Annotated in this window: 19 protein-coding genes; 13 read left to right on the top strand and 6 right to left on the bottom strand. The window is 68.4% G+C overall.

The features are described 5' to 3' along the window. Positions 1-2,247 (top strand): tipN (locus EON91_RS10495; protein ID WP_292094319.1); only part of this gene is annotated, 2,247 nt, incomplete at its 5' end. Positions 2,248-2,335: 88 nt separating this feature from the next. Further along, positions 2,336-2,932, top strand: coding sequence for a hypothetical protein (locus EON91_RS10490; RefSeq protein ID WP_292094317.1), 597 nt, complete (start codon positions 2,336-2,338; stop codon positions 2,930-2,932). Between the two features lie 4 nt (positions 2,933-2,936). Here EON91_RS10490 and EON91_RS10485 read toward each other — a convergent pair whose 3' ends face one another. Beyond that, positions 2,937-3,725 carry a thiazole synthase gene (locus tag EON91_RS10485; RefSeq protein ID WP_292094316.1) on the bottom strand — a complete coding sequence of 263 codons (789 nt, stop codon included), beginning with the start codon at positions 3,723-3,725 and terminating at the stop codon, positions 2,937-2,939. 63 nt (positions 3,726-3,788) lie between these two features. Next, positions 3,789-3,986, bottom strand: a complete 198-nt coding sequence (thiS, locus tag EON91_RS10480; RefSeq protein WP_292094314.1) for a sulfur carrier protein ThiS — start codon at positions 3,984-3,986, stop codon at positions 3,789-3,791. Between the two features lie 170 nt (positions 3,987-4,156). Here thiS and aroQ point away from each other — a divergent pair, with 170 nt between their 5' ends. From aroQ to aat, 4 genes are read left to right on the top strand one after another with little or no spacing between them, the layout of a single operon-like run. After that, on the top strand, positions 4,157-4,609 hold the full coding sequence (gene aroQ / locus EON91_RS10475) for a type II 3-dehydroquinate dehydratase (protein WP_292094313.1): 453 nt from the start codon (positions 4,157-4,159) through the stop codon (positions 4,607-4,609). 38 nt (positions 4,610-4,647) lie between these two features. Continuing rightward, positions 4,648-5,157 carry an acetyl-CoA carboxylase biotin carboxyl carrier protein gene (gene accB, locus EON91_RS10470; RefSeq protein WP_292094312.1) on the top strand — a complete coding sequence of 170 codons (510 nt, stop codon included), beginning with the start codon at positions 4,648-4,650 and terminating at the stop codon, positions 5,155-5,157. 9 nt (positions 5,158-5,166) lie between these two features. Then, positions 5,167-6,519 (top strand): acetyl-CoA carboxylase biotin carboxylase subunit, encoded by a 1,353-nt coding sequence (gene accC / locus EON91_RS10465; protein ID WP_292094311.1) that lies wholly within the window; start codon positions 5,167-5,169, stop codon positions 6,517-6,519. A gap of 7 nt (positions 6,520-6,526) precedes the next feature. After that, complete coding sequence (gene aat / locus EON91_RS10460; RefSeq protein WP_292094309.1) at positions 6,527-7,222, top strand: leucyl/phenylalanyl-tRNA--protein transferase; 696 nt, start codon at positions 6,527-6,529, stop codon at positions 7,220-7,222. On the opposite strand, the gene EON91_RS10455 is transcribed toward aat, so the two are convergent. Continuing rightward, positions 7,189-7,851, bottom strand: a complete 663-nt coding sequence (locus tag EON91_RS10455) for a DUF2155 domain-containing protein (RefSeq protein WP_292094308.1) — start codon at positions 7,849-7,851, stop codon at positions 7,189-7,191. The two genes, aat and EON91_RS10455, sit on opposite strands and share 34 nt — an antisense overlap. Then, positions 7,848-8,240: an NADH:ubiquinone oxidoreductase subunit NDUFA12 gene (locus tag EON91_RS10450; RefSeq protein ID WP_292094306.1), complete on the bottom strand. Its 393-nt coding sequence runs from the start codon at positions 8,238-8,240 to the stop codon at positions 7,848-7,850. The genes EON91_RS10455 and EON91_RS10450 overlap by 4 nt, the downstream gene beginning before the upstream one ends. A 204-nt stretch (positions 8,241-8,444) precedes the next feature. On the opposite strand from EON91_RS10450, the gene EON91_RS10445 reads away from it, so the two are divergent. The 3 genes from EON91_RS10445 (at position 8,445) to EON91_RS10435 (ending at position 12,612) form a co-directional block, all read left to right on the top strand. After that, positions 8,445-11,093: a TSCPD domain-containing protein gene (locus EON91_RS10445; protein ID WP_292094305.1), complete on the top strand. Its 2,649-nt coding sequence runs from the start codon at positions 8,445-8,447 to the stop codon at positions 11,091-11,093. Positions 11,094-11,152: 59 nt separating this feature from the next. After that, positions 11,153-11,644 (top strand): pentapeptide repeat-containing protein, encoded by a 492-nt coding sequence (locus EON91_RS10440; protein ID WP_292094304.1) that lies wholly within the window; start codon positions 11,153-11,155, stop codon positions 11,642-11,644. 62 nt (positions 11,645-11,706) lie between these two features. Next, positions 11,707-12,612 (top strand): pentapeptide repeat-containing protein, encoded by a 906-nt coding sequence (locus tag EON91_RS10435; RefSeq protein ID WP_292094303.1) that lies wholly within the window; start codon positions 11,707-11,709, stop codon positions 12,610-12,612. Between the two features lie 27 nt (positions 12,613-12,639). On the opposite strand, the gene aspS is transcribed toward EON91_RS10435, so the two are convergent. Further along, complete coding sequence (aspS, locus tag EON91_RS10430) at positions 12,640-14,472, bottom strand: aspartate--tRNA ligase (protein WP_292094302.1); 1,833 nt, start codon at positions 14,470-14,472, stop codon at positions 12,640-12,642. A 178-nt stretch (positions 14,473-14,650) separates the two neighbouring features. On the opposite strand from aspS, the gene EON91_RS10425 reads away from it, so the two are divergent. The 3 genes from EON91_RS10425 (at position 14,651) to EON91_RS10415 (ending at position 19,132) form a co-directional block, all read left to right on the top strand. Further along, positions 14,651-15,307, top strand: a complete 657-nt coding sequence (locus tag EON91_RS10425) for a chromosomal replication initiator DnaA (protein ID WP_292094301.1) — start codon at positions 14,651-14,653, stop codon at positions 15,305-15,307. Positions 15,308-15,410: 103 nt separating this feature from the next. Then, the gene (locus EON91_RS10420; protein WP_292094299.1) at positions 15,411-17,642 is read left to right on the top strand and encodes an RNA degradosome polyphosphate kinase; all 2,232 of its coding nucleotides are present in this window, start codon (positions 15,411-15,413) and stop codon (positions 17,640-17,642) included. After that, a complete protein-coding gene (locus tag EON91_RS10415; RefSeq protein ID WP_292094298.1) occupies positions 17,642-19,132 on the top strand; it encodes a Ppx/GppA phosphatase family protein in 1,491 nt (496 codons plus the stop codon). The genes EON91_RS10420 and EON91_RS10415 overlap by 1 nt, the downstream gene beginning before the upstream one ends. 6 nt (positions 19,133-19,138) lie before the next feature. On the opposite strand, the gene EON91_RS10410 is transcribed toward EON91_RS10415, so the two are convergent. Beyond that, on the bottom strand, positions 19,139-20,386 hold the full coding sequence (locus EON91_RS10410) for a glycosyltransferase (protein WP_292094296.1): 1,248 nt from the start codon (positions 20,384-20,386) through the stop codon (positions 19,139-19,141). Between the two features lie 268 nt (positions 20,387-20,654). On the opposite strand from EON91_RS10410, the gene EON91_RS10405 reads away from it, so the two are divergent. Continuing rightward, positions 20,655-23,957, top strand: a complete 3,303-nt coding sequence (locus EON91_RS10405) for an autotransporter outer membrane beta-barrel domain-containing protein (RefSeq protein ID WP_292094295.1) — start codon at positions 20,655-20,657, stop codon at positions 23,955-23,957. Positions 23,958-24,156: the final 199 nt, after the last annotated feature.

Here is a 24,156-nt window from a genome sequence, read left to right as displayed (position 1 = left end):
ATCCCCGACCCCGCTCCGCCCCCTGTCAAGGCCGACAAGCCTGCGACCAAGGCCCCGAAGGCCGGCGGCAGCGCCTATGTCTATGCCGGCCTGGCGTCGGCCTTGTGGATCGGTGGCGTGGCCTCGTGGCTGGCTTATGAGATCGGATCCGGGGCGGTCGCGCTGGAGCCGCTGCGACTGGCCGTCTACGCTCTGATAGCCTTGGCCCCCGCCGGACTGGCGATCATGCTGGCCCATGCCGTGCGTCAGGGCGCCGGCCTGGCCGCCGAAACCCGCCGCGCCCGTGAGCTGTCCGACGCGCTGGTCGCCCCTACCGCGCTGGCCGCGCGCCAGACCGGCGAGGTGCTGATGTCGCTGCGCGGGGACATCGATCAGGCTGCCGTGGCGGCCGAACGCGCGCGCAACGACATGGCCCTGCTGCGTCAGGCCCTGTCCGAGGAAACCACCCGCCTGAACGAGGCCGCCGAGACGGCCGGGCGCACCGCCCGTCGTCTGGCCGAAACCCTGGGCCGCGAGCGCGACCAGATGCAGACCCTGGGCGTCCAGCTGGACAGTCAGGCGACCGGCGTCATGGACGCGGTCGAGCGCCAGTCTCGGATGGTGGTCGACGCCTCCGACCTGGCCCAGACCCAGCTGCGTGAGGCCGAGGCCGCTCTGGCCGCGCGCGCCGCCGATCTGGCCGCCGCCGCCGGAGAGGCGCAGGACGCCGCACGGGGCGCCGCCGACGATCTGGCCCGCCAGACGCTGCGTCTGGAAAGCGCCGGTTCGGGCGTCGCCGAACAGATTCAGTCCGTCGAGGAAGGCCTGGGCCAGCAACGCGCCGCGCTGGTCACCGCGGCCTATGCCCTGCGCACCGATCAGGAGGATTTCTCGGCCCAGCTGGAGAGCCAGCGGGCCCAGTTGACCGAACACCTGTCGGCCACACGCGGCGCGGCTGTCGAACTGACCCAGACCTCGACCGGCGCCAATGACGCGATCCGCGAGTTGGTCGAGGCCGCCGCCGACCAGTTCCGCGCCCTGATCGACATGTCCCAGCGCGAAGCTGACAGCTTCGATGGGGCCACCAAGCTGGCGCTGGACCGGTTCGAGGCCTTGGCCGCCGAGGCCCGCGACGCCCTGGTGGAAGAAACCCGCCGCGCCCTCGCGACGCTGGAGGCCACGGCCAGCGACGCCCGGGACGCGGCCGAGGCCGCCACCGATCAGGCTCGCATTCGCGCCGACCGCCTGAACGAATCCCTGTTTGACGCCGCCCAGAAGGCCGATCAGGCCGCCGAGGCGCGCATTGAGGGCGCCCGCCGCATCGTGGGCGAGACCGCCGGGCTGGTGGACGAGGCCGGCCAGCAGGCGCTGGAGCGGCTGGAGGCGATGGTCGAGCGGATGAACGTCGCCATGGCCCAGGTCGAGACCTCGCTGGTCGAGTTGGACGAACGCGCCGCCGCCCTGCCCGACCAGGCGCGCGAGCGGGTCGAGGCCATGCGCAGTTCGGTCGAGAACGGGCTGGCCGCCCTGGCCGCCGCCTCGCGCAAGGCGGCCGAGGACACCGAGGCGCTGGACGCCACCTTCCAGGAGCGGGTGCGCCGCAACTACGACATGCTGACCGAGGCGGTGCGCCTGATGGGCGTGGTCTCCGGCGACGCGCCCGCGCCGGGCCGCCGCCGCGAACTGAACCCCATGGTCGAGCCCGAGGCGCCCGCCACACCCGCGCGGCCGGCCCGCACGACCGAGGGGCGCGGTTTCGGCCTGCGCGGCCGCCTGAAGCTGGAGCCGACCGAGCCCAAGCGCGCGGCCGCTCCGCCGTCGCAGGACGGGCTGGACTGGGCCGATCTGGTCGATGACGGGGGCGACGAGGCGCCGCTGGATCTGGACAGCCCCCTGCCCCCGCCGGCCGAGCCGGCTGAGCTGGCCGATCGCATCACCGGCGTGATCCGGCGTATGGGGGTCGATCCCAACGCCCTGCTGCCCCGCTCGCGCGTCGAGGAAGCCGCCGAGGCCTTGGCCGCGCGCGAACCGGACCGCGCCCGCCAGATCGTGCGCCGCGTGGCCCCGGCCGCCGTGCGCAGCGTGTCGCGCCGCGTGCTGGCCGACGCCGAGGTCAAGGCGGACGTGGAACGCTATGTCCACGACTTTGGCCAGGGCCTGACGGCGATGGCCAAGGCCGGGGACGCCGACGGCATCCAGTCGCGGCTGGCGTCCGACGCCGGTCGCGCCTTCATGCTGCTGGATGCGGCGGTGGGCGATCTGGGCTGACCTGAACGGCGTTCAGGCTTGACGGCGACCGGCGGGACCGACAGGGTGCGTCCCGTCGTCACACCACTGTCATAGTAGGACAGCGTCCATGCTCGCCAGCCCGACTGAAGCCGCGACGGACCGACGACCCGCCATCGTCATCTGCGCCTATGACCGCGACGAGCACGGCTGGGACCCGGTCGAGGACCTGTCCGGCAATCTGTGGAGCCCGCAGGGCGCGCGCACCGTAGCGGTCGAGGCGGCGGACCCCGAGGCCCTGGCCGCCACCCTGGCCAGCCAGGTGCGCGACCTGGGCGCGCGGGCCATCCTGCTGGTCGGGCGGACCCGTCGGGCCACCGATTTCCGTGTCCAGATGCGCGCCGAGAACCGCAAGTCGGACGGCGCGCGGCTGGATCACACCGGCCCCGGCGTCGCGCGGTCGACCGCCCCGGTGGCTGAGATGGTTCAGGCGCTGAAGGACGCGGGACTGACCGCCGCCGCGTCGTCGGAGGCCGAGGACGACGCCGGCAGCTATCTGCTGTACCGCGTGCTGACCGGCCTGCCCGACGGCCCCGAAAGCCCGGCCATCGGCCTGTTGCGCGCCCCGGCCGGGGCGACGGACATCGCCATGCAGAAGGGGGTCAAGGCCGCGGCCATGGCCATGACCCGGCACCTGGGCGCCCTGCCCCGCCCGCGCGTAAGCTGACGCCCTAGATCAGGCCCGCCAGCGGCGACGAGGGGTCGGCGTACATGCGTTTCGGCATCCGCCCGGCGCGGTAGGCCTGACGCCCCGCGATGACGGCGTGCTTCATGGCGCTGGCCATCAGGACCGGATCGCGAGCCTCGGCGATGGCCGTGTTCATCAGCACCCCGTCGCAGCCCAGCTCCATCGCCACGGCTGCGTCCGAGGCCGTGCCGACGCCCGCGTCGACCAGCACCGGAACCTTCGACTGTTCGACGATCAGGCGGATGTTGACCGGGTTCTGGATGCCCAGACCCGAGCCGATCGGGGCGCCCAGCGGCATGATGGCCACGGCGCCCGCGTCTTCCAGCTTGCGCGCATAGACGGGGTCGTCGGTGCAATAGACCATGACCTGGAACCCCTCGGCGGTCAGCAGCTTCAGCGACCTCAGGGTCTCTTCCATGTCGGGGAACAGGGTGCGGGGGTCGGACAGGACCTCCAGCTTGACCAGGGTCCAGCCGCCAGCCTCGCGCGCCAGACGCAGGGTCCGCACCGCGTCCTCGCCGGTGAAACAGCCCGCCGTATTGGGCAAATAGGTGTAGCGTTTCGGGTCGAGGAAGTCGGTCAGCACCGGCTGGCTGGGATCGGTCAGGTTCACCCGGCGCACGGCCACGGTGACGATCTCGGCGCCCGACGCCTCGGCCGCGGCGGCGTTCTGGGCGTAGTCACGGTATTTACCCGTGCCCACAATCAGGCGCGAGTTGAAGGTGCGGCCCGCGACGGTCCAAGTGTCTTTGTGAGAGGCGGTGTCGGTCATGCCTCTGACCTAGCGCCGCCGGGGTCGGGGGGAAAGGCGCGTTGCGGGATTTGATGGCGCGCGTCAGCCGCCGCCGACGAACTGGACCAGCTCGATGCGGTCACCTTCGGCCAGGGCGGTCGTGGCGTGCAGCGAGCGGGGCACGATCTCCAGATTGCGCTCGACCGCCACCTTGCGCGGGTCCAGCGACAGTTCCTGGACCAGGCCCAGGATGGTCGTCGCGGCGGTGTCCCGCCCCTCGCCGTTGACCTCGATACGCAAATCACTGGCTCCTTACGTCAGGCCGCCGCCTTATCACAGCGCGATGCGGGAGCCCAAGGCGCGCAGTTGCCGTGACGTAAGGCTTTTCGTTTGTCCCGCTTTGCCGCGCGGGCGCCATGGGCTACAAGGCCGCTTGATTCCGCGCTTTCGGCGCGCTGCCTGTCGAGCGAATGCCCGTTCCCCCCGTCATCCATGTGCTGAACGGCCCCAACCTGAATCTGTTGGGAACGCGCGAGCCTGAAATCTATGGCCGGGATACGCTGGCCGACATTCAGGCGCTGTGCGAGGCCGCCGCCGAGGGGGCCCGTGTGGTCTTTCGCCAGACCAATCACGAGGGCGAACTAATCGACTGGATCCAGCAGGCCCGGACCGAAGCGTCCGCCCTGGTGATCAATCCCGCGGCCTTCACCCACACCTCGGTGGCGGTGCTGGACGCGCTCAAGACCCTGAGCATACCGATTGTGGAATGCCACCTGTCCAATCCTGCGGCGCGCGAGGAATTTCGCCGTCACTCCTATGTTTCGCTGGCGGCGACCGGCGTCGTTTCGGGCCTTGGCCCGTTCAGCTATGAACTGGCCGTCAAGGCCGCCCTTCGGCTCGTGCGGGAACGCGCGTCAGCTTGAAGGCCGTTCGCAACATTTCGATAGAGACTGAAAACCCGATGGCCGACGACAAAAAACCCCTGAAGAACGACCCGGCGGGCGAGATCGACACCGTTCTGGTGCGCAGCCTGGCCGACATCCTGAACGACACCGACCTGACCGAGATCGAGGTCGAGCGCGGCGATCTGAAGATCAAGGTGAAGCGCGAAGTCACCGTCGCCGCCGCCCCGATCCAGTACGCCCCGGCCCCGGTCGTGCACGCCGCCCCGGCCGCTGCGGCGCCCGCCCCGGCCTCGATGCCGTCGGACCCGGCCACCATCGTCGCCCGGTCGGGCGAAGAGGTGAAGTCGCCGATGGTCGGCACCGTCTATCTGCAAGCGTCGCCGGAAGCCCCGGCCTTCGTGAAGGCGGGCGACAAGGTCAAGAAGGGCCAGACCCTGCTGATCGTCGAGGCGATGAAGACCATGAACCCGATCCAGTCGCCGCGTGACGGCGTGGTGTCGGAAATCCTGGTCGGCGACGCCCAGCCGGTCGAGTTCGGCGAACCCCTCGTCCTGCTCGAGGCGTAAGGCCCAGTCATGTTCACCAAGGTCCTGATCGCCAACCGCGGCGAGATCGCGCTGCGCATCCATCGGGCGTGCAAGGAGATGGGCATCTCCACCGTCGCCGTGCACTCCGAAGCCGACCGCGGCGCCATGTGGGTGCGGCTGGCGGACGAGAGCGTCTGCATCGGCCCGGCGCCGGCGGCCAAGTCCTATCTGAACATCCCGTCGATCATCGCGGCGGCCGAGATCACCGGCGCCCAGGCGATCCACCCCGGCTATGGCTTCCTGTCGGAAAATGCGCGCTTCGCCGAGATCGTCGAAGCCCACGGCATGACCTTCATCGGTCCCAAGCCCGAGCATATCCGGGTCATGGGCGACAAGATCAGCGCCAAGAAGACGGTGCTGGAAGCCGGTATTCCCTGCGTCCCCGGCTCTGACGGCGAGGTCGAGACCATCGAGGCCGCCATCGAGGCGTCCAAGGCCATCGGCTTCCCGCTGATCGTCAAGGCGGCGGCCGGCGGCGGCGGGCGCGGCATGAAGGTCGCGATGACGGCCGACGATCTGGTCGAGGCCGTGCAGACGGCCCAGACCGAAGCCAAGGCCGCCTTCGGCAACGGCGCCGTCTATATGGAGCGCTATCTCCAGAAGCCGCGCCACATCGAGATCCAGGTCATCGCCGACAGCCACGGCAACGTCGTGCACCTGGGCGAACGCGACTGTTCGCTGCAGCGCCGCCACCAGAAGGTTCTGGAAGAGGCCCCCTCGCCCGCCCTGTCGGCCGAAGGTCGCAAGGCCATCGGCGAGACGGTCAACAAGGCCATCGCCGCCATCGGCTATCTGGGCGTCGGCACCATCGAGTTCCTGTGGGAGGACGGCGAGTTCTTCTTCATCGAGATGAACACCCGCCTGCAGGTCGAGCATCCGGTCACGGAGATGATCACGGGCGTAGATCTGGTGCGCGAACAGGTGCGCATCGCAGCCGGCCTGCCGCTGTCCTTCACCCAGGACGACATCCATTTCGAGGGTCACGCCATCGAGGTGCGGATCAACGCCGAGAACGCCGAGACCTTCACCCCGTCGCCGGGCACGATCACCGACTTCCACGCGCCGGGCGGCCTGGGCGTGCGTCTGGATAGCGCCATCTACGCCGGCTATTCGATCCCGCCCTATTACGACAGCCTGATCGGCAAGCTGATCGTGCACGGACGCGACCGTGAGGAGGCCTTGGCCCGGCTGAAGCGCAGCCTGGGCGAGATGGTCATCGGCGGCGTCGACACCACCATCCCCCTGTTCCAGAAGCTGTTGCAGGAGCCGGACATCCTGTCGGGCGACTATGACATCCACTGGCTGGAGAAGTGGGCGGCGGCGCAGAAGGCCAAGGCCTAAAGCCGCCTTGGAAGAGCCGGGGTTCAGCGCCGACGGACCTTTCGGCGCCTTTGGGCCCGAGGAACTTCTGGCCTGCTATGCCCGGGGCGCCTTTCCGATGGCCGAGGCGCGCGACGATCCGCGTGTCTTTCTGGTGGAGCCCGACCAGCGGGGCGTCATACCGCTGGACCGGTTCCACATCCCGTCACGCCTGAGGCGCACGGTGCGGTCGGAGCCATATCAGGTGCGCTTCGACACGGCGTTCACCGCCGTGCTGGATGCCTGCGCGGCCTCGGCGGCGGGTCGTGAGGACACCTGGATCAACGATCCGATCCGGCGGCTGTATGTCGAACTGCATGCGCGCGGCCACGCCCACAGCGTCGAATGCTGGCAGGACGAGGTTCTGGTCGGTGGCCTGTACGGGGTGACCCTGGGTGGGGCGTTCTTTGGCGAGAGCATGTTCAGCCGGGCCCGGGACGCATCGAAGATCGCGCTGGTCCATCTGGTGGCGCGACTGCGGCTGGGCGGATGGCGGCTGCTGGACGCGCAGTTCCTGACCGAGCATCTGAGCCAGTTCGGCGCGGTCGAGACACCGCAGGCCGCCTATCTGCGGATGCTGAAACCGGCGCTGCGGATCGAACCCGACAAGACCGTCCTGACAGCGTCTCTGACGGGCGCGGAGGCGGTGACCTATGCCTTGCAGCCCACGACCCAGGCGTCATAGAGCGGGTGCTGAAGGCCGCTGACCGACGGGGCTGAGCCGAACATCCAGCCGCGGAAGATCTGGCGGGGCTGGGCGGCCTGGATGCCCGGTCGCGGTTGCAGCGTCACCTCGACATAGGCGACCGAGTCGTCGACCTGTTCGCCCGCGCCGCTGATTTCGCAGGCGCGCGCAGTGAAGATCAGCGCCTTATCGAAGCGAACCGGGCGGCCGCCGACCTCGACCTCGAAGCGCATGCTTTCGGCGGTGATCTTGTCGATAGCCTGGATGACGGCGACGCGGCGGCGCTGGCGGCGCTCCGGCTTGGCGGGCTCCTCGGGGGCCTTGACCGTTTCGACCTCGGCCGTCTCCTCAGTCTCGACTTCCGCCTCGGGGACCAGGATGGGCGTCAGCGGCGCGTCTTCCGGCAGGGGCGTCACGACGATGGGGGCGACGGGCGCGGGCGTGCCCGCGGGCGGCGTCTCGGTCGCCGGCGCGGGCTGCGGATTGCGCATCAGGTCGCCAACGGGATCAGCGGCCGGACGGGCGTCCTGCGGCGCGTCCTGAAGGGCCGAGGCCACGCCCCCGCCGCCGGTCGCCAGCAGGCTGATCGCCAGCGCACAACCGACCAGATTGCGCGCGCGCGGCGTCATTCCGGGGTCCAGGCCTGATAGTCGCCGGTCGCGGCGGGGCGTTGGCCCTCGTTCGCCAGCGAGCCCGACGGACGCCACGCCATGGGCGTGCCGCTGAGGTTCGGCAGGTGGTCCTTTTCCCAGGCGCGGCGGCGCAGGGGGGCGACGGTCGGCGGCTCATCCAGCGTGTAGCGCAGCCAGCCGTGCCATTCGGCCGGCACCTTCGAGGCGTCGGCATAGCCGTTGTAGATCACCCAGCGGCGACGGCGGCCGTCATAGCTGACGTTGTCGCGCGACAGGTAATAGCGGTTGCCGAAGTCGTCCGTGCCGACATGCTCGCCCCGCTTGGCGATGGTGAACAGGGTGCCGATGGTGGCGCCGTTCCACCAGGTGAAAATCTTGCTGAGCACGTCGTCGAATCCATTCGCACTGGCCTGCCGGACGCTTCCGGCGCGCGGCGCGATCATAGAAACCGCAGGCCGTCCCGTCCAGCGGCCGCTGCGGATAAGGCAACTCAATATCTTGGGGGTAACCATGTCTCCGACCGCAAGATTTATTGCATGGGAGTGCGCGCGGGCCCTAACGTCGAAGGGATCACCGACGGAGACCGTCGCATGCGCTTTGACCCGCGCCTCGCCCAACGGGCGTCGCACCTGACCTTTCAGCACCGCAGCGTCGAGCGGCCGGACCGCATTGTGTCGGTAGAGGCGCCGTCCGACTGGACCGATGCGCGGATCGAGGCGTGGCTGGACTGGCTGGACGCCCCCGAAACACCGCTGCGTCAGTCGGTCGCCGACTGGGCCAATGCGCTGGCCGCGCGGGGCCGGGCGAAGGGCGCGTTCAAACGCCCGGCGGACGCCGCCGCCTTCGCCGCAGAACTGACCGGATCGATCCTGCTGGGCCTGGCCGCGCCATCAGCCGCGTCGCGGGAGGTGCGAAGCGCCGCGCTGAACCTGGCCGACCCGGAGGCGGCCGGCCTGATCCACGCTCAGGCTGCGGCCGCGCGCGCACGGCGACTGGCCGGGGGCGCAACGCGCGCACTGGCCGAGGCGTTGAACGCCGTCGCCGACACCGTGACGCGTTGCGAAGGACCGCGCGGCCACTGCGCCGACCCCGCGCGCAACCCCGCCCTGGCGCGCGCCGCCCTGGCCGCCCGCGCCAGCGGCGCGTCGGACGCCGAAATCCTGCGCGCCATCGACGGCGAGCGGGGGCCGGTGGCCGGGTTGGACGCCGCGCCCGGGGCAGTCCGACTGGAGGCCTGTGTCGACCGCGCCCTGATCGCGGCGGGCGCGCCCGAGGCCGTGCTGGCGGCAGAGGCGGCGCTGGCCGACGGCCTGCTGCTGACCTTTGACCCGCGCGACGCCGAGGTGTTGGCGGAGGCTGCGGTCGCGCCGTCGGTGGGGCTGAACCTGGCGGCGCTGGCGCACTTGGCGGGCGATGATTTTGACGCGGCCGCCGAGCATCTGGCCCAGCTGTGGGCGACGGCGCTGGAGCTGGCGACGCCGGATGACGCGGTCGCGACGACGCGTCCGCTGGTGCTGGCGCTGCACGGCCTGCCGGACGCGCTGCTGTCGCTGGGCGAGGCGCCGTCTGCGGCCGGCGGCGTCGCGGGCGTAATCGGCGTCGGTGCGTTGTCGGCGGCGACCGCGCTGGCCGACCCGCTCGGCCCCTGCGAGGACTGGACGACCGGCGCGGAGGACCGGTTGACGGCCCTGAACAGCCGGATCGCCACCCTGAACGCCAGTGAGGACACGCGATCGCATCGGGCGGCGCAGCGGCTGGGCGAACTGCGCGCGGACGTGGCGAATCGGGGCCTGCGCAACACGACCGTCACCCTGTGGCGCGAGGATGCCGAGACAGCCCTGCGACTGGGCGTTTCGCCCTTCGCCGCCATTGATGTGTTCCAGACGGGCGACGGCGAGATCGGCCGTCGTCTGCGCCCCGCCCTGGCCACGGCGATCCGCCGGGCGGTCGGCGATCTGGATGGCGCCGAGCGCTGGCTGTTCGGGCGGCGCACCCTGGCCGAGGCGCCCGGTTTCGACCAGGCGGCCCTGCGCGCCGTGGGCTTTACCGACGTCGAGCTGGAGGCGCTGGATCGCGCCTTTGCGGATGTCGAGGGCTTCGACGACGCCTTCCGCGAGCCGGTGCTGGACCCCGGCTTCCTGCGCGACGTACTGGGCCTGACGGAAGTGGGCGAGGCCCTGCTGGCACGGCTGGGCTTTGACGACGAGGCGCGGGGTGCGGCCGCGCGCTGGGTGTTCGGGCATCCCGATCTGCGTGACTGGCCGGACGCCCCGGCGGCGTTGGCCGACTGGCTATCCGTCGACCCGGCGACGCTGGAGGGACTGTGCCGCGGGATCGCGGACGTCGCGGCCGACATTCCGGCGCCCACCGTGCTGGCGCTGGAGTGGCGCGCGACCGCGCTGGACGCCGTACGCGGCCTGGGCCAGGCCGCGACGGACGGGCGACGCGTGGTGCTTATGAGCCGGGACGAGGCGCCGGCCCGCTTTACCCTGGACCTGCCCGACACGCCGCCCGCCGGCCTGTCACCGCGCGCCGCCGAAACGCCCCCCTCGCCCGAGCGGATCATCGAACGGGTGGTCGAGCGCGACCGCACGCGGCGCAAGCTGCCGGACCGCCGCAAGGGCTATATCCAGAAGGCCGCCGTGGGCGGGCACAAGGTCTATATCCACACCGGCGAATACGAAGACGGCGAACTGGGCGAGATCTTCATCGACATGCACAAGGAAGGCGCCGCCTTCCGGTCGCTGATGAACAATTTCGCCATCGCCATCTCGATCGGCCTGCAATACGGCGTGCCGTTGGACGAGTTCGTTGACGCCTTCGTCTTCACCCGGTTCGAGCCGGCGGGGCGGGTGACGGGGAACGATTCCATCCGCTCGGCCACGTCGATCCTGGACTATATCTTCCGCGAGCTTGGGGTGTCCTATCTGGACCGTCACGAGTTGGCCAACGCCCAGCCCGAGAGCCTGAATCCGGACGGTCTGGGCGCAGAACCGGCGGACGGCGCGGCCGAGACGGTGCCCGCCGCCCGGTTTATCTCCAAGGGATTCGCCCGCGGCGCGACGCCGGACAATCTGGTGGTCGTGCCGTTCGGCCGGAAGCGGGACGAGACGCCCGCGCCCGATAGCGACGGTGAGGCGGTCGCCTGCCCGGCCTGCGGCGATTTCACCCTGCAACAGCGAGGCGGCGGCTGGACCTGCGACAGCTGCGGGGCGGCGCCCCAGATGCAGGGCGGCTGATCCCGCCCGGCGGCCCGGTTCTTGCTGTGGATGGATGTGAACGTCCGAAAGTCGCCCAGATGAAACCGATCCAGACCGCCCTTATCGTCATGGCCCTTGGTCTGACCGCCCTGCCCGCCCTGGCACAGAACGCCGGTCAGATCGCCCGTGTGCGCGGCGGGGCCAGCTGTTCAGGCTGCAACCTGTTCCAGGCCGAACTGGGTGGACTGGAGAAATCGGGTCTGAACCTGTCCGGATCGCGCCTGCGCCAGGCGGACCTCAGCCTGGCGGTGATGAACCGCACCCGTTTCAGCAACGCCGACCTGCGCGATGTCGAGGCCTATGGCGGCGTGTTCTCGGGCTCGAACTTCACAGGCGCGAACCTGACCAACGCCAGCTTTGTCGGCGCCTATCTGGAAGGGGCGGCGTTTTCCGGCGCGACCCTGACGGGAGTCAATTTCTCGGGGGCGCAGCTTGCGCGCGCCACCGGACTGACCCAGAGCAGGCTGAACCAGGCCTGCGGCGACGACGCCACCGTGCTGCCTGCCGGGCTGCGCATTCCCGCCTGCTGAAAGACGCCAATCTTACCGCGATTTAAGTAGGGGCCGCCCGCTATTACGCGCATGGATGGGGTGTGAAAAAGACCGCTCTGCATATGTGGACTTCGAGTCTGGCCGTCACGGCCGCCTTCGCCGCCAGCCTGGCGGTGGCGGCGCCGGCCTTCGCCTCGACACCTTCCGGCGAACAGGATCGGGACGTGGCCCGTTCGGTGTCGCTGGGCGGATCGTGCAACCGTTGCGAACTGGCGGGACGCAATCTGACCGGCGCGACCTTTGCCGGCGCGTCGTTCGTCAACGCCAGCCTGGTGGGCGCCAATCTGCGCGGCGCCGAACTGATCGGCTCGAACTTCACCGGGGCCAATTTCACCCGTGCGGACCTGATCGGCGTGACCATCGTCGGCGCCAATTTCACCGACAGCGTCTTTACTGACGCCAACCTGCGCAGTTCCGAGGCTCAGGGCGCCAATTTCACCCGCGCCGACCTGACGCGCGCGGACTTCATCGGCGCCGAGATGCAGGGCGTGAACATGAACCGCGCCAATCTGACCCGCGCCAACTTCCGCTCCAGCGAGATCGTCGGAGCCACCCTGTCGAACGTCAGCGCACGTAACGCCGACTTTACCGGGGCTGAGTTGGATGCCTCGAACCTGACGAACGGCGACTTTTCCTACGTCGTCTTCCGCAGCGCCAGCCTGGACGGCGCGCGACTGACGGGGGGAACCTTCGCCCGCGCCGACTTCACCGGCGCCTCGATGACCCGCACGGATATCCGGGGGGCGGACCTGTCGGGCGCACGGGGTCTGGATCAGGACCAGATCGACGAGGCCTGCGGCGACAGCACGACCCAGTTGCCGGGGTCGCTGACCGTCAAGACCTGTCGCGGCGCTCGCGTTGTGGTGCGGCCGCCCGCGCCGCCCCGGACGCCGGTCGCGCCCAGAGCGCCGACGCCGCCAGTCCGGCATTTCGCTGCGGTGAACTGACCGTCGTGAACTGACGGCGACTCCCGATCAGATCTTGATCGGGAGGGCCGTGCGGATCGACAGTTCCTTGAGTTGCTTGTCGGCGGCCTCGGCCGGCGCGCTCATCAGCAAATCCTGGCCCTGCTGGTTCAGCGGGAAGGCGATGACCTCGCGGATGGCCGTCTGATTGGCCAGCAGCATGACGATGCGGTCGATGCCGGGGGCCAGACCGCCGTGCGGCGGGGCGCCGAAGCGGAAGGCGTTCAGCATGCCGCCGAACTGCTCCTCGACCACCGAGGCGTCGTAGCCGGCGATCTCGAAGGCCTTGAGCATGATCTCGGCCTTGTGGTTCCGGATCGCGCCCGAACACAACTCATAGCCGTTGCAGACGATGTCGTACTGATAGGCGCGGATGGTCAGCGGGTCCTGGGTCTCCAGCGCCTCCATCCCGCCCTGGGGCATTGAGAAGGGGTTGTGGCTGAAGTCGACCTTCTTCTCTTCTTCCGACCATTCGAACATCGGGAAGTCGACGATCCAGCAGAATTTGAACTGCTCCTCGTCGACCAGCTTCAGCTCCGTACCCACGCGCGTGCGGGCCAGACCGGCGAACTTGGCGAAGACGGCGGGGTCGCCGGCGGTGAAGAAGGCGGCGTCGCCCTTGCCCAGACCCAGCGACGTCATCAGGGCCTCGGTCGGCTCCTGACCCAGGTTCTTGGCGATCGGGCCGCCCCAGGCCTGCTGATCGTCCGACCAGAAGATGTAGCCCAGACCGGGCTGACCCTCGCCCTGCGCCCAGGAGTTCATACGGTCGCAGAAGGCGCGCGAACCGCCGGTCGGCGCCGGGATGGCCCAGACCGCGTTCCTGGCGTCGGCGCCCAGGATCTTGGCGAACAGACCGAAGCCGCCTTCGCGGAAGTGATCCGACACCTCCTGCATCTTGATCGGGTTACGCAGGTCCGGCTTGTCCGAGCCGTACCATTTCATCGACTGGGCATAGGTCAGGCGCTCGAAGCCCTTGTGCTCGAAGCTCTCGCCGAAATCGTTGGTGAAACTATGCACTTCATCAATGGGCGAGACCGGCTTGCCGTCACCGAACTCGTTGAAGACGCCGTTCATCAGCGGCTCGATGGCGGCGAAGACGTCTTCCTGGGTGACGAAGCTCATTTCGACGTCGAGCTGGTAGAATTCCAGCGAACGGTCGGCGCGCAGGTCTTCGTCGCGGAAGCAGGGCGCGATCTGGAAATAGCGGTCAAAGCCCGAGACCATCAGCAGTTGCTTGAACTGCTGCGGGGCCTGCGGCAGGGCGTAGAACTTGCCCGGATGCATGCGGCTGGGGACCAGGAAGTCGCGCGCGCCTTCGGGCGAGGAGGCCGTCAGGATGGGGGTCTGGTATTCGAGGAAGCCCTGCTCGACCATGCGCTGGCGGATCGAGTGGATCACCTTGGAGCGCAGGACGATGTTTCTGTGCAGCGTCTCGCGGCGCAGGTCGAGGAAGCGGTTCTTGAGGCGGATCTCCTCAGGATATTCCGGCTCGCCGAAGACCGGCAGCGGCAGTTCGGCGGCTTCGGACAGGACCTCGACGGCCTGGACGCGGACTTCGATCTCACCGGTGGGCAGGTTGGCGTTGGTGGTCTCGGCCGAGCGGCTGACCACTTCGCCGTCGATCTTGATGACGCTTTCGGCGCGCAGACGCTCGACGGCGTCAAAGCCCGGCGTCTCGGGGTGCAGCACCAGCTGGGTCAGGCCGTAGTGGTCGCGCAGGTCGATGAACAGCAGGCCGCCGTGGTCGCGCTTGCGGTGGACCCAGCCGGACAGGCGGACATTCGAGCCCGCGTCGGTCGAACGAAGGGCGCCGCAGGTGTGGGAGCGATAGGCGTGCATGTGGTGATTTCGTCTGCGAGATCGGCTGCGAAAACAGCGGGAATTGGAAGCGGCGGAAGGGCGCATCATCGCCCCCGAAAGTCAAGGCTGGCGCGCCATCCACAGGCCCGACGCCTTGTCCACCAGAGGCATGGGGCAGGAGAGCGCGTGGACCGTTTCCTCTGCTAAGGACGACGTCATGCCCGACCCGATCGATCAGCTGAGACTACCCCTGCAACGCGACCTGCCCTCGGCCGCGACGGCGCTGGTCGTCTCCGACAGCAATCGCGAGGCGATCACGGCGCTGGCCGACTGGCCCCGACAGCCCGGCGAGCGCCTGGCCCTGTGCGGTCCCGTCGGCAGCGGCAAGAGCCGTCTAGGCGAGATCTGGGCCGAGCGCGTCGGCGCCATTCCGCTGTTCGGAGAAGAGGCCGCCCTGGCCGATCCGCTGGAGCTGGAAGGCCGTCCGGTGTTGCTGGACGACGCAGGCCGGGCGGATGACGAAACCCTGTTCCACCTGATCAATCTGACCCAGTCGGGGGGCGGCGCCCTGTTGATGATCGCGCGCGAGGCGCCGGCGGCCTGGACCGTCGCCCTGCCCGATTTGCACTCACGGCTGGCGTCCACGCGCACTGTGACGGTCGAGGCGCCGGACGACGCCGTTCTGGCGGCCATGCTGCGCGCCGCCTTCGCCGAACGCAGCATCGCGCCGGGCGAGGACGTGATCGACTATCTGGTTCGGCGGATCGAACGTTCGGCCGCGGCCGCGCACGACATGGCGGCGCGCCTGGACGCCCTGCATCGCCCCGTCACCCGCATGCTGGCCCGTCAGGTGATCGAGGGTGAGGCCGAATAGGCCTTTGGCTTGGCCGGGCCGGCGCCCTGATTCCCCGAGCAATTCCGGGGCGGGTGCGGCCAGCACGCTTGCAGCCGTCACACGCGCGAGCGAAAACAGTCGCATGACCGAGATCGCGCCTATCGCCGAAGACAACACCGGCGAGGAAGTCCCCTCCTCCCGCGCTCCGCAGCTGGAGCTGTCAGAGGCGCTGATGGCCTCGCCCCAGCGGTTCATCAACCGCGAACTGTCGTGGCTGGCGTTCAACGGGCGCGTGCTGGAAGAGGCGGCGAACACGGCCCATCCGCTGTTGGAGCGGCTGCGCTTCCTGTCGATATCGGCCAACAACCTGGACGAATTCTTCATGACCCGCGTGGCCGGCCTGAAGGGCCAGGTGCGCGAGCGGGTGCGGGTGGTGTCGCCCGACGGCCTGACCCCGACCGAGGCGCTGGAGCAGGTCAACGCCGCCGCCGGGGGTCTGATGGCGGAACAGCAGCGCTGCTGGCGCATCCTGAAGAAGGCGCTGGCCCCCGCCGGGATCGAAGTGGTCGACCCCGCCACCATCACCAAGACCGAGCGCGAGCGGCTGGAGCCCGAATTCCTGAACCAGCTGTTCGCCGTGTTGACGCCGATGGCGATCGATCCGGCCCATCCCTTCCCCTTCCTGCCGAACCTCGGCTTCTCGCTGGCGCTGAAGCTGAAGCGGACGCGGGACAACCGCATCCTGTACGCCCTGGTTCCCGTGCCGACGCAGGTGCGCCGGTTCTGGGCGCTGGCCACGGACGGCCGGTCGGCGCCGGGCCGCAAGCGGTTCATTTCGCTGGAAAACCTGCTGCTGCTGTTCATCGACCACCTGTTCCCCGGCTGCGAGGTTCTGGAAAAAGGCGTGTTCCGCCTGATCCGCGACAGCGACATCGAGATCGAGGAAGAGGCCGAGGACCTGGTCATGGAGTTCGAGGAGGCGTTGAAGCAGCGCCGCCTGGGCTCGGTCGTGCGCATCAAGATCGAGGCGTCCATGCCCGAGGATCTGCGCGGCTTCATCATCGGCGAACTGCACGCCCAGCCGCAGGACGTGGTGCTGGTGGACGGCATGCTGGGTCTGGCCCAGATGTCCGAACTGATCCCCGGCGGCCACCCGGAGCTGAAGTTCAAGGGGTATGAGCCCCGCTATCCCGAGCGGGTTCGCGACAACGGCGGCGACATCTTCGCGGCCGTGCGCGAAAAGGACATGCTGATCCATCATCCGTTCGAGAGCTTCGACGTGGTGGTGCAATTCCTGCGTCAGGCGGCGCGCGATCCCAACGTCATCGCCATCAAGCAGACGCTGTATCGCACCTCGAAGGACAGCCCCATCGTCGCCGCCCTGATCGAGGCGGCCGAGAACGGCAAGAACGTCACCGCACTGGTCGAGATCAAGGCGCGCTTCGACGAGGAGGCGAACCTGAAATGGGCGCGCGCGATGGAACGGGCGGGCGTCCACGTCGTCTTCGGCTTCGTCGAATACAAGACCCACGCCAAGGTCAGCGTCGTCGTGCGTCGCGAGGGCGAGGCCCTGCGGACCTATTGCCACTTCGGCACGGGCAACTATCACCCGGTCACGGCGCGAATTTACACCGATCTGAGCCTGTTCACCTGCGATCCGGTGCTGGGTCGCGATGCGACGCGGGTGTTCAACTACATCACGGGCTACGCCACGCCGGACGAACTGGAGGCGCTGGTCGTCTCGCCGCTGAACATGAAGAGCTCGCTGGTCGAACTGATCGGCAAGGAAATGGCCGCCGCAGCCAAAGGCAAGCCGGCGGCCATCTGGGCCAAGATGAACTCGCTGGTCGATCCCGAGATCATCGACGCCTTGTACCGGGCCAGCCAGTGGGGCGTGCGGATCGAACTGGTGGTGCGGGGGATCTGCTGCCTGCGTCCCGGCGTGCCGGGCCTGTCCGAGAATATCCGGGTCAAGTCGATCGTCGGCCGCTTCCTTGAGCACAGCCGGATCATCGCCTTCGCCAACGGCCACGATCTGCCCAGCAACAAGGCGCGGGTCTATATCTCTTCGGCGGACTGGATGCCGCGCAATCTGGATCGCCGGGTCGAGCTTATGACCCCGGTGCGCAACGCCACCGTCCACGATCAGGTGCTGGACCAGATCATGGTCGCCAACCTGAAGGACGACACCCAGAGCTGGGTGCTGGAGCCCGACGGCCGCTATCGACGGGTCCAGCCGGTGGACGCCGAACGGCCGTTCTCGGCGCACAAATACTTCATGACCAACCCCAGCCTGTCCGGCCGGGGCCGCAAGGTGAAGACCCTGCCCGGCGTGCTGAGCTATGCGGGCCCCAAGGCCCGGAAACGTCGGTGATGCCCGCGGATTCCGAAGGACCGCCACGTCAGGTCGCGGTCATCGACATCGGATCGAACTCGGTCCGACTGGTCCTGTACCGGCTGGAGGGTCGGGCGGTCTGGACCGTCTTCAACGAAAAGGTGCTGGCCGGACTGGGGCGTGGCCTGTCCGAAACCGGGCGCCTGTCGGCCGAGGGCGTGCCGGGGGCGCTGGTCGCCCTGCGCCGCTTCGCCGCCGTGATCGAGGGGGTGCGGCCGGACCTGACCATCGTGGCCGCAACGGCGGCGGTTCGGGAAGCCTCGGACGGGCCCGACTTCTGCGCCCGCGTGGCGGCCCAGACAGGGCTGAAAATCCGCGTCCTGACCGGCGAGGAAGAGGCCCGATACGCCGCCATGGGCGTGCTGGCGGGCGACCCGACCGCCCGGGGCGTGGCGGGGGATATGGGCGGCGCCAGTCTGGAGCTGATTCGCATCGGACAGGACAAGATCGGGCAAGGCGTCACCCTGCCGCTGGGGCCGTTCACTCTGGCGGACCCCAAGGGATTTGACGCCGGGCGCCTGCGCGATGTCATCGGGCGGCGGCTGAAGCCCGTGGCCGCCGACTATCAGACATCGACCCTGAACGCCGTAGGCGGGGCGTGGCGGACGCTGGCGCAGGTCCATATGGCCCTGTCGAACCACCCCCTGCGGATCGTGCACCAATACGCCATGAGCGCCGGCGATGCGCGCGATCTGGCGCGGCTGGTGGCGGTGCAGTCCCGCGCCTCACTGGATCGCCTGCCGGGCGTGTCGAAGAAGCGCGCCGAGACCCTGCCCTACGCCGCCCTGGTGCTGGAAGGACTGATCGAGACGTTGGGCCTTCAGTCTATCGTCTTCTCGGCGTGGGGTGTGCGCGAGGGCCTGCTGACCGAGGGGTTCGACGCCGAAACCGCCGCGGTCGATCCCTTGCTGGCCGGCTGTTCGGCGCTGGGCGGGCGTCAGGGCGTCGATCCGGCCCTGCCTCGCGCGCTCAGCGGCTGGCTGGCCAATCTGTCGGCCGCCATGCCCGAGGCGTTCGGCGCCGAGCGGGACGCCCTGCTGACCGCCTCGGCCTGTCGCCTGGCGGACCTGGGCGCCCGGCTGCATCCCGATCACCGGATCGAGCTGGTGTTCGATCAGGTCCTGAGATCCCCCATCCCCGGCCAGACTCATGCGGAACGGGTTTTCCTGGCGACCGCGCTGAACGCCCGGTACGGCGGCGACGCACGCACCCCGGAACCGGCGACCGTCGGGATGCTGCTGGGCGAGCAGGCGCGGACGCGCGCGCGGGCGCTGGGCCTGGCGATCCGATTGGCCTGCGACCTGTCGGGTCGTTCGCCGCAACTGCTAGCTAATGCGACCGCCACTGTCGATGGCGGCGCCCTGCGGCTGACGGCGACCAATGGCTATGCCGATCTTCTGCTGGGCGAACAGACCCGGCGGCGCGCGCGCGCCGTCGCCGAGATCATGGGCCTGAAGCTGGAGATCTGACCGCCCCTAGTGGACGGCCTCTTCGCGGCCCTGGACGAAGGCGGCCTGACCGCTGACCTCACCATAGACCATGCACAGGTCCTCGAAGACGCGGTTCCAGGCGAACTGTTCGACCGTCTTCAGCCGGGCGGCCTGACCGATGACCTCGATGTCGCGCTGGAACAGGGCCTCGACCGCCTGGGCGTAGTCGTCCGGATCGGCGCTGGCCGCCAGCTGACCGACGGTGTGATCGACCGTCTCGGCCACGCCGCCCGCGTTCACGCCCACGACCGGGCGCCCACAGGCCATGGCCTCCAGCACGATCAGACCGAACGGCTCCTTGTCGTTGGCGTGCACGAAGGCGTCGCAACTGGCGATGATCCGGGCGACGGCCTTGGGGTCTTTTTCATACGGCAGGGCGATCACGCGATCCTCGGGCGGCATGCCCGTGCCGGCGCCCACCAGCACCAGATAATAGGGATCGCCCAGCTTCTGGACCGCCTCGATCAGGACATCGATGTTCTTTTCCTTGGCCGGCCGTCCGGCGAAGCACAGCAGGCGCGCACTGGCGGGCAGGCCCAGCCGCTTCAGCAGCCAGTCGCGGTCGCGGCGGTCGGGCCGGAAGGTGTCGATCTCGACCCCCAGGGGGCGAATGACGATGTTTCCGACGCCTGCCTCTTCCAGCCGACGCGCGATGAATCGGCTGGGCGAGACGACCCGGTCAAACTGCGAGAACAGCTGGGCCCAGCGCTTTTCCACCGGCTTCTTGGCCCATTCACCGAAATGCAGGGCCGCCAGGCCGGCGGGATCGGAATGGCAGAAGCCGACGACCGGGCAGCCGGCCCTCTGACCGGCCTCCAGCGCGCCCTGGCCGGGGGTGTAGGGGTCGCCCGCCTCGATTACCGACGGTTTCAGCGCCGCGACCCAGGCGCCCCAGCGACGCACCGATGTCGGCCAGCGATAGCCGTCCCCGAACGGCAGACGCGTGGCCTGCAGCTTGACGATCCCGTCCATGCCCGCCTCATGACGCGCGCCCGGCACGACCAGCGAATGCGCCAGACCCGGACGATTCTCGGCCAGCCAGGCCTTCTTGGACAGCAGATAGCGTTTCACGCCGCCGGAACGCGGGGCGAACAGCATGGTCGTGTCCACCAGACGCGGCCGCGGATCGCCGGATGAAGCCTTCAGGGCACGGAGGGTGTCCGACACCTCTTCATCCAGCCCCGGGATCAGGCGCAGTTCGCTCTCCTGCACCTCGGTGTCGATCATCGTCATGGAATCGGTCTCGCCGGAATGAGGCGATGCAACGCCCTTGCGTCGGCTTTGGATGCGAGTGACGCGTTTGGACCTGGCCATCCGGCGCCCGTAGCGCTGGAAAGCGTGAAGCTCAAGCGACATTCGGCGCCGGAATGCGGCCGATGACCCGGATCGAGACGCTTCGGCCTTGCATTCGCCTCAAATTCGAGAAACTTGGGGCACACTGCGTGGAGCCTCGTCCGGGCGCTCCGAACTTCCGTGCGCGTCCACTTGGGGTTTCTTCCGAATGCGTAAACTGCTCGCGACGGCTGCGGCCATGGCTCCCCTGGTTGCGGCCACCGGTGTTCAGGCCGAGGTCGTGATCTCCACCGCCCGCACGACGCCGATCCTGACCGCCAACGCCACCGGGACCGCGCCAGATAATATCCGCCTGGCCAACAACGGTTCGATCACCGTCACCACAGGCGCGGCCATCACGTTGAACTCCAGCCACACCGTCGATCTGGACAGCGGCAGCCGCATCACGATGGCCAACGCCGCCGACGGGGCGACGGGCATTCTGGTCAACGGCGGCAACACTGGTTCGGTGACGGTCGGCGGCGCGATCAGCATCACGGATTCGATTGATGATGACGACTACAAGGATACGGATGGCGATGGCGACATCGACGGCCCGTTTGCCGCCGGAACCAATCGTCATGGCTTGCGCGTGGCCGGGGCCTCCCCCTTCGTCGGCGACATCAAGATCGAAAGCTCAGGCTCCATCACCGTCGAAGGTAATCAGAGCTATGGCATCCGGGTTGAATCCGACCTGCAGGGTGATCTTCAAAGCCTGGGCACAATAACGGTTCTCGGAACTGAAACCTACGGCATACGTGTTCAGGGCGACGTATCCGGCGATGTAGAAATTCTGGGCGCGGTTAACGCGCGCGGCGAAGATGCGACCGCTGTCTCGCTGGAAGGCGACGTGGCGGGCGCCGTCAAACTGCAGGGCGCAATCACAAGCACGGGCTATCGTCATACGACCGCTCCGAACCCCAGGCCGACCACCGGCACAGTCAATGACGACGCGCTATATCTGGAAGATCTGGACGCCGACGACCTGTTGCAGGGCGGCCCCGCCGTCGCCATCGCCGGCAATGTCGGCGGCGGCGTTCTTCTGGACAAGGGTCCCGCCTATGCTGACGGCGGCGTGGATGGCGACGATGACGACGACGGCGTCAAGAACGGCGATGAAGACGATGACGGCGACGGCACCAAGAATCGCGACGATACCGACCGTGATGGCGACGGTATCCTTGACGCCAGCGAAGGCACATCTTCGATAACGACCTATGGCGCCGCGCCGGCTCTCCAGATCGGCTCAACAACCCAGGCCGTGAATCTGGGCGTCGTAGGGACGGGCGATTCCGCCTATGGCGTGATCAATCGCGGCTCCATCACCGCCAGCGGCGTCTATGCCGAAGTTGACGCCACGGCTGTACAGATCGGCGGTCTGGCTGGCGGACAAACCGTCAACATCGATGGCGGCGTGCGTAACGAAGGTTCGATCACCAGTTCGGCGCGTGATGCGGACGCCACGGGTGTGCGTTTCGGCGCCGGCGCATCCACCCCGACCTTCATCAACACCGGTTCAATCACGGGCGGCGGCTACAGCGATGAAGAAGCCAACATCACCGGCGTTCTGATCGAGGCCGGCGCCAATCTGCCCAGCCTGGTCAATGATGGTGTCATTACAGGAACGGCTGGCGGCGGCGTCGCCACGGTGGGCGCCATTGTCGACAAGAGCGGCACTCTCACCTCCATCCGCAACACTCGCACCATTCAGACAGGCCTGGCCGCCAACGCAGACGGCGACGACATCACCGGCACGACGACCGCGATTGACGTGAGCGCCAACAGCACCGGTGTCACACTGATCCAGGAAGGCATCGAATTCGATCCCACCGAAGCCGATCCCGACACGGACGGCGATGGTGTGCCTAACTCGCGTGAGCCGGCGATCACCGGCGCCATCAAGCTGGGTTCGGGCGCCGACGTGGTGGATATCCGCAACGGAACGGTCAACGGCGACATTTCATTCGGCGCGGGCGCAGACAGCCTGTCGATCACCGGCGGCGCTGCCATTCGAGGCGCTATCACCGACAGCGACGGCCAACTGGACATCAATGTGACCGACGGTGTCCTGGACGCCCGTCAGACCAGCCGCACCAACGTCAGCAGCCTGAATGTCGGCGCGGACGGCAGCCTGATCGTGACACTGGACCCCGCGACCGTGGGATCATCGGCCGGATTCAACGTCTCGGGGGCGACGACGATCGCCGAAGGCGCCGGACTGGGCGTTCGCTTCACCTCGCTGATCGACGATCCGGCGCGCTTCACCATCATCAACGCCGACCCCGGCTCCCTGACCTATGACAGGACCGATAGTTCGCTGTTGAGTGACTCGCCCTATCTGTTCGTAGCCGAGGTGGGCGCCGACCTGGCCGCGGGCGATGTCTATGTGGATGTTCGCCGCCGTCGTGCGGACGAGGCCAACCTGATCAAGGTCGAGGAACAGGCCTACGACGCCGTCTATCAGGCGCTGTATGATAACGAAGCCGTTCGCAACGCCTTCCTGGCCCAGACCGACCGCGAGGGCTTTGGCAATCTGTTCGAACAGATGCTGCCGGACCATTCGGGCGGTCCGCTGCTGTCCCTGGCCAGCGGCGTCGACGCCGTGACTCGCGCCCTGACCGGTCGCAACGCCGCAGCCGCCCCGGGCCAGACCAGCGCCTGGGTGCAGGAAATCAATTTCTACGCTGACAAGGATCGCACCGACACCTACGGCTTCCGCTCGGAAGGGTTCGGCGTCGCGGGCGGCGTGGAGCGCGGCACCGGCTTCGGCGCCCTGGGTATCACCGCCGCCTACACCTCCTCGGATCTCGAGGATCCCGAGGCTGAAGCTGAGGAAGTCCTGTCCGCCAACCTGCTGGAACTGGGCCTCTACTGGCGCGCACAGGGTCAATACTGGACAACCTGGGCCCGCGCTGCGGGCGGCTACGCCTCGTTCGAGGCGACCCGCCAGCTGGTGGCCGACGGCATCAACCTGAAGAACGAATCCGACTGGCACGGTTGGACCGTCGCCCTCGCCGGCGGCGCCTCCTATCAGCGCGAGGTCGGTCGCTTCACCATCCGCCCCGAAGTCTATGCCGAGTATTTCTCGCTCAGCGAGGACGCCCGTCGTGAAAAGGGCGGCGGCGACGGCTTTGACCTGATCATCGACGAGCGCGAGGGTCACCTGTTCTCGGCCACCGCGGCGATGAATGTCGGCATGAACCTGGGCCGCAACGGCTGGATTCGTCCCGAGCTGCGCCTGGGCTGGCGCCAGAACATCTCGGTCGATCCGGGCGAGACCATCGCCCGCTTCGCCGGCAGCACCGACAGCTTCCGCCTGACGCCCGACACCATCGAGGGCGGCGGCCCGATCGTCGGCTTCAACGTCAACATCGGCAACGCCCTGGGCATGCTGTCGATCAGCGGCGACGCCGAGTTCATCGAGGACTACGTTCGCTACTCCCTGTTGTTGCGGGCCAGCTTCCGCTTCTGATCCTTCCGGGATCGCCCAACAGAAAAGGCCGCCGGGTCGTCCGGCGGCCTTTTTCGTATTTGTCGGAAACTGGACGATACGTTTCGCTCAGGACCAAGGACGAAGCTTAAGGCGCAGCTTCCCTTCGAAGAGTGAAATGCGATCTGTTCTGCTGTCCCTCGCCGTGCTCGCGATTGCCCCCGCCACCCTGGCGCAAGAC

It is taken from the genome of Brevundimonas sp., from assembly GCF_004210735.1.
Taxonomy (GTDB): domain Bacteria; phylum Pseudomonadota; class Alphaproteobacteria; order Caulobacterales; family Caulobacteraceae; genus Brevundimonas.
This window is presented reverse-complemented; position numbering and strand designations above follow the sequence as displayed.

What these genes read in the sequence shown, in the direction of transcription:
- EON91_RS10420 (WP_292094299.1), top strand. Translation starts at nt 15,411, where the DNA reads ATGACCGAGATCGCGCCTATCGCCGAAGACAACACCGGCGAGGAAGTC.
- EON91_RS10425 (WP_292094301.1), top strand. Translation starts at nt 14,651, where the DNA reads ATGCCCGACCCGATCGATCAGCTGAGACTACCCCTGCAACGCGACCTG.
- EON91_RS10440 (WP_292094304.1), top strand. Translation starts at nt 11,153, where the DNA reads ATGAAACCGATCCAGACCGCCCTTATCGTCATGGCCCTTGGTCTGACC.
- accB (WP_292094312.1), top strand. Translation starts at nt 4,648, where the DNA reads ATGGCCGACGACAAAAAACCCCTGAAGAACGACCCGGCGGGCGAGATC.
- EON91_RS10485 (WP_292094316.1), bottom strand. Translation starts at nt 3,725, where the DNA reads ATGACCGACACCGCCTCTCACAAAGACACTTGGACCGTCGCGGGCCGC.
- EON91_RS10445 (WP_292094305.1), top strand. Translation starts at nt 8,445, where the DNA reads ATGCGCTTTGACCCGCGCCTCGCCCAACGGGCGTCGCACCTGACCTTT.
- aroQ (WP_292094313.1), top strand. Translation starts at nt 4,157, where the DNA reads ATGCCCGTTCCCCCCGTCATCCATGTGCTGAACGGCCCCAACCTGAAT.
- EON91_RS10490 (WP_292094317.1), top strand. Translation starts at nt 2,336, where the DNA reads ATGCTCGCCAGCCCGACTGAAGCCGCGACGGACCGACGACCCGCCATC.
- EON91_RS10405 (WP_292094295.1), top strand. Translation starts at nt 20,655, where the DNA reads ATGCGTAAACTGCTCGCGACGGCTGCGGCCATGGCTCCCCTGGTTGCG.
- aspS (WP_292094302.1), bottom strand. Translation starts at nt 14,472, where the DNA reads ATGCACGCCTATCGCTCCCACACCTGCGGCGCCCTTCGTTCGACCGAC.
- EON91_RS10410 (WP_292094296.1), bottom strand. Translation starts at nt 20,386, where the DNA reads ATGACGATGATCGACACCGAGGTGCAGGAGAGCGAACTGCGCCTGATC.
- EON91_RS10455 (WP_292094308.1), bottom strand. Translation starts at nt 7,851, where the DNA reads ATGACGCCGCGCGCGCGCAATCTGGTCGGTTGTGCGCTGGCGATCAGC.
- accC (WP_292094311.1), top strand. Translation starts at nt 5,167, where the DNA reads ATGTTCACCAAGGTCCTGATCGCCAACCGCGGCGAGATCGCGCTGCGC.
- EON91_RS10415 (WP_292094298.1), top strand. Translation starts at nt 17,642, where the DNA reads ATGCCCGCGGATTCCGAAGGACCGCCACGTCAGGTCGCGGTCATCGAC.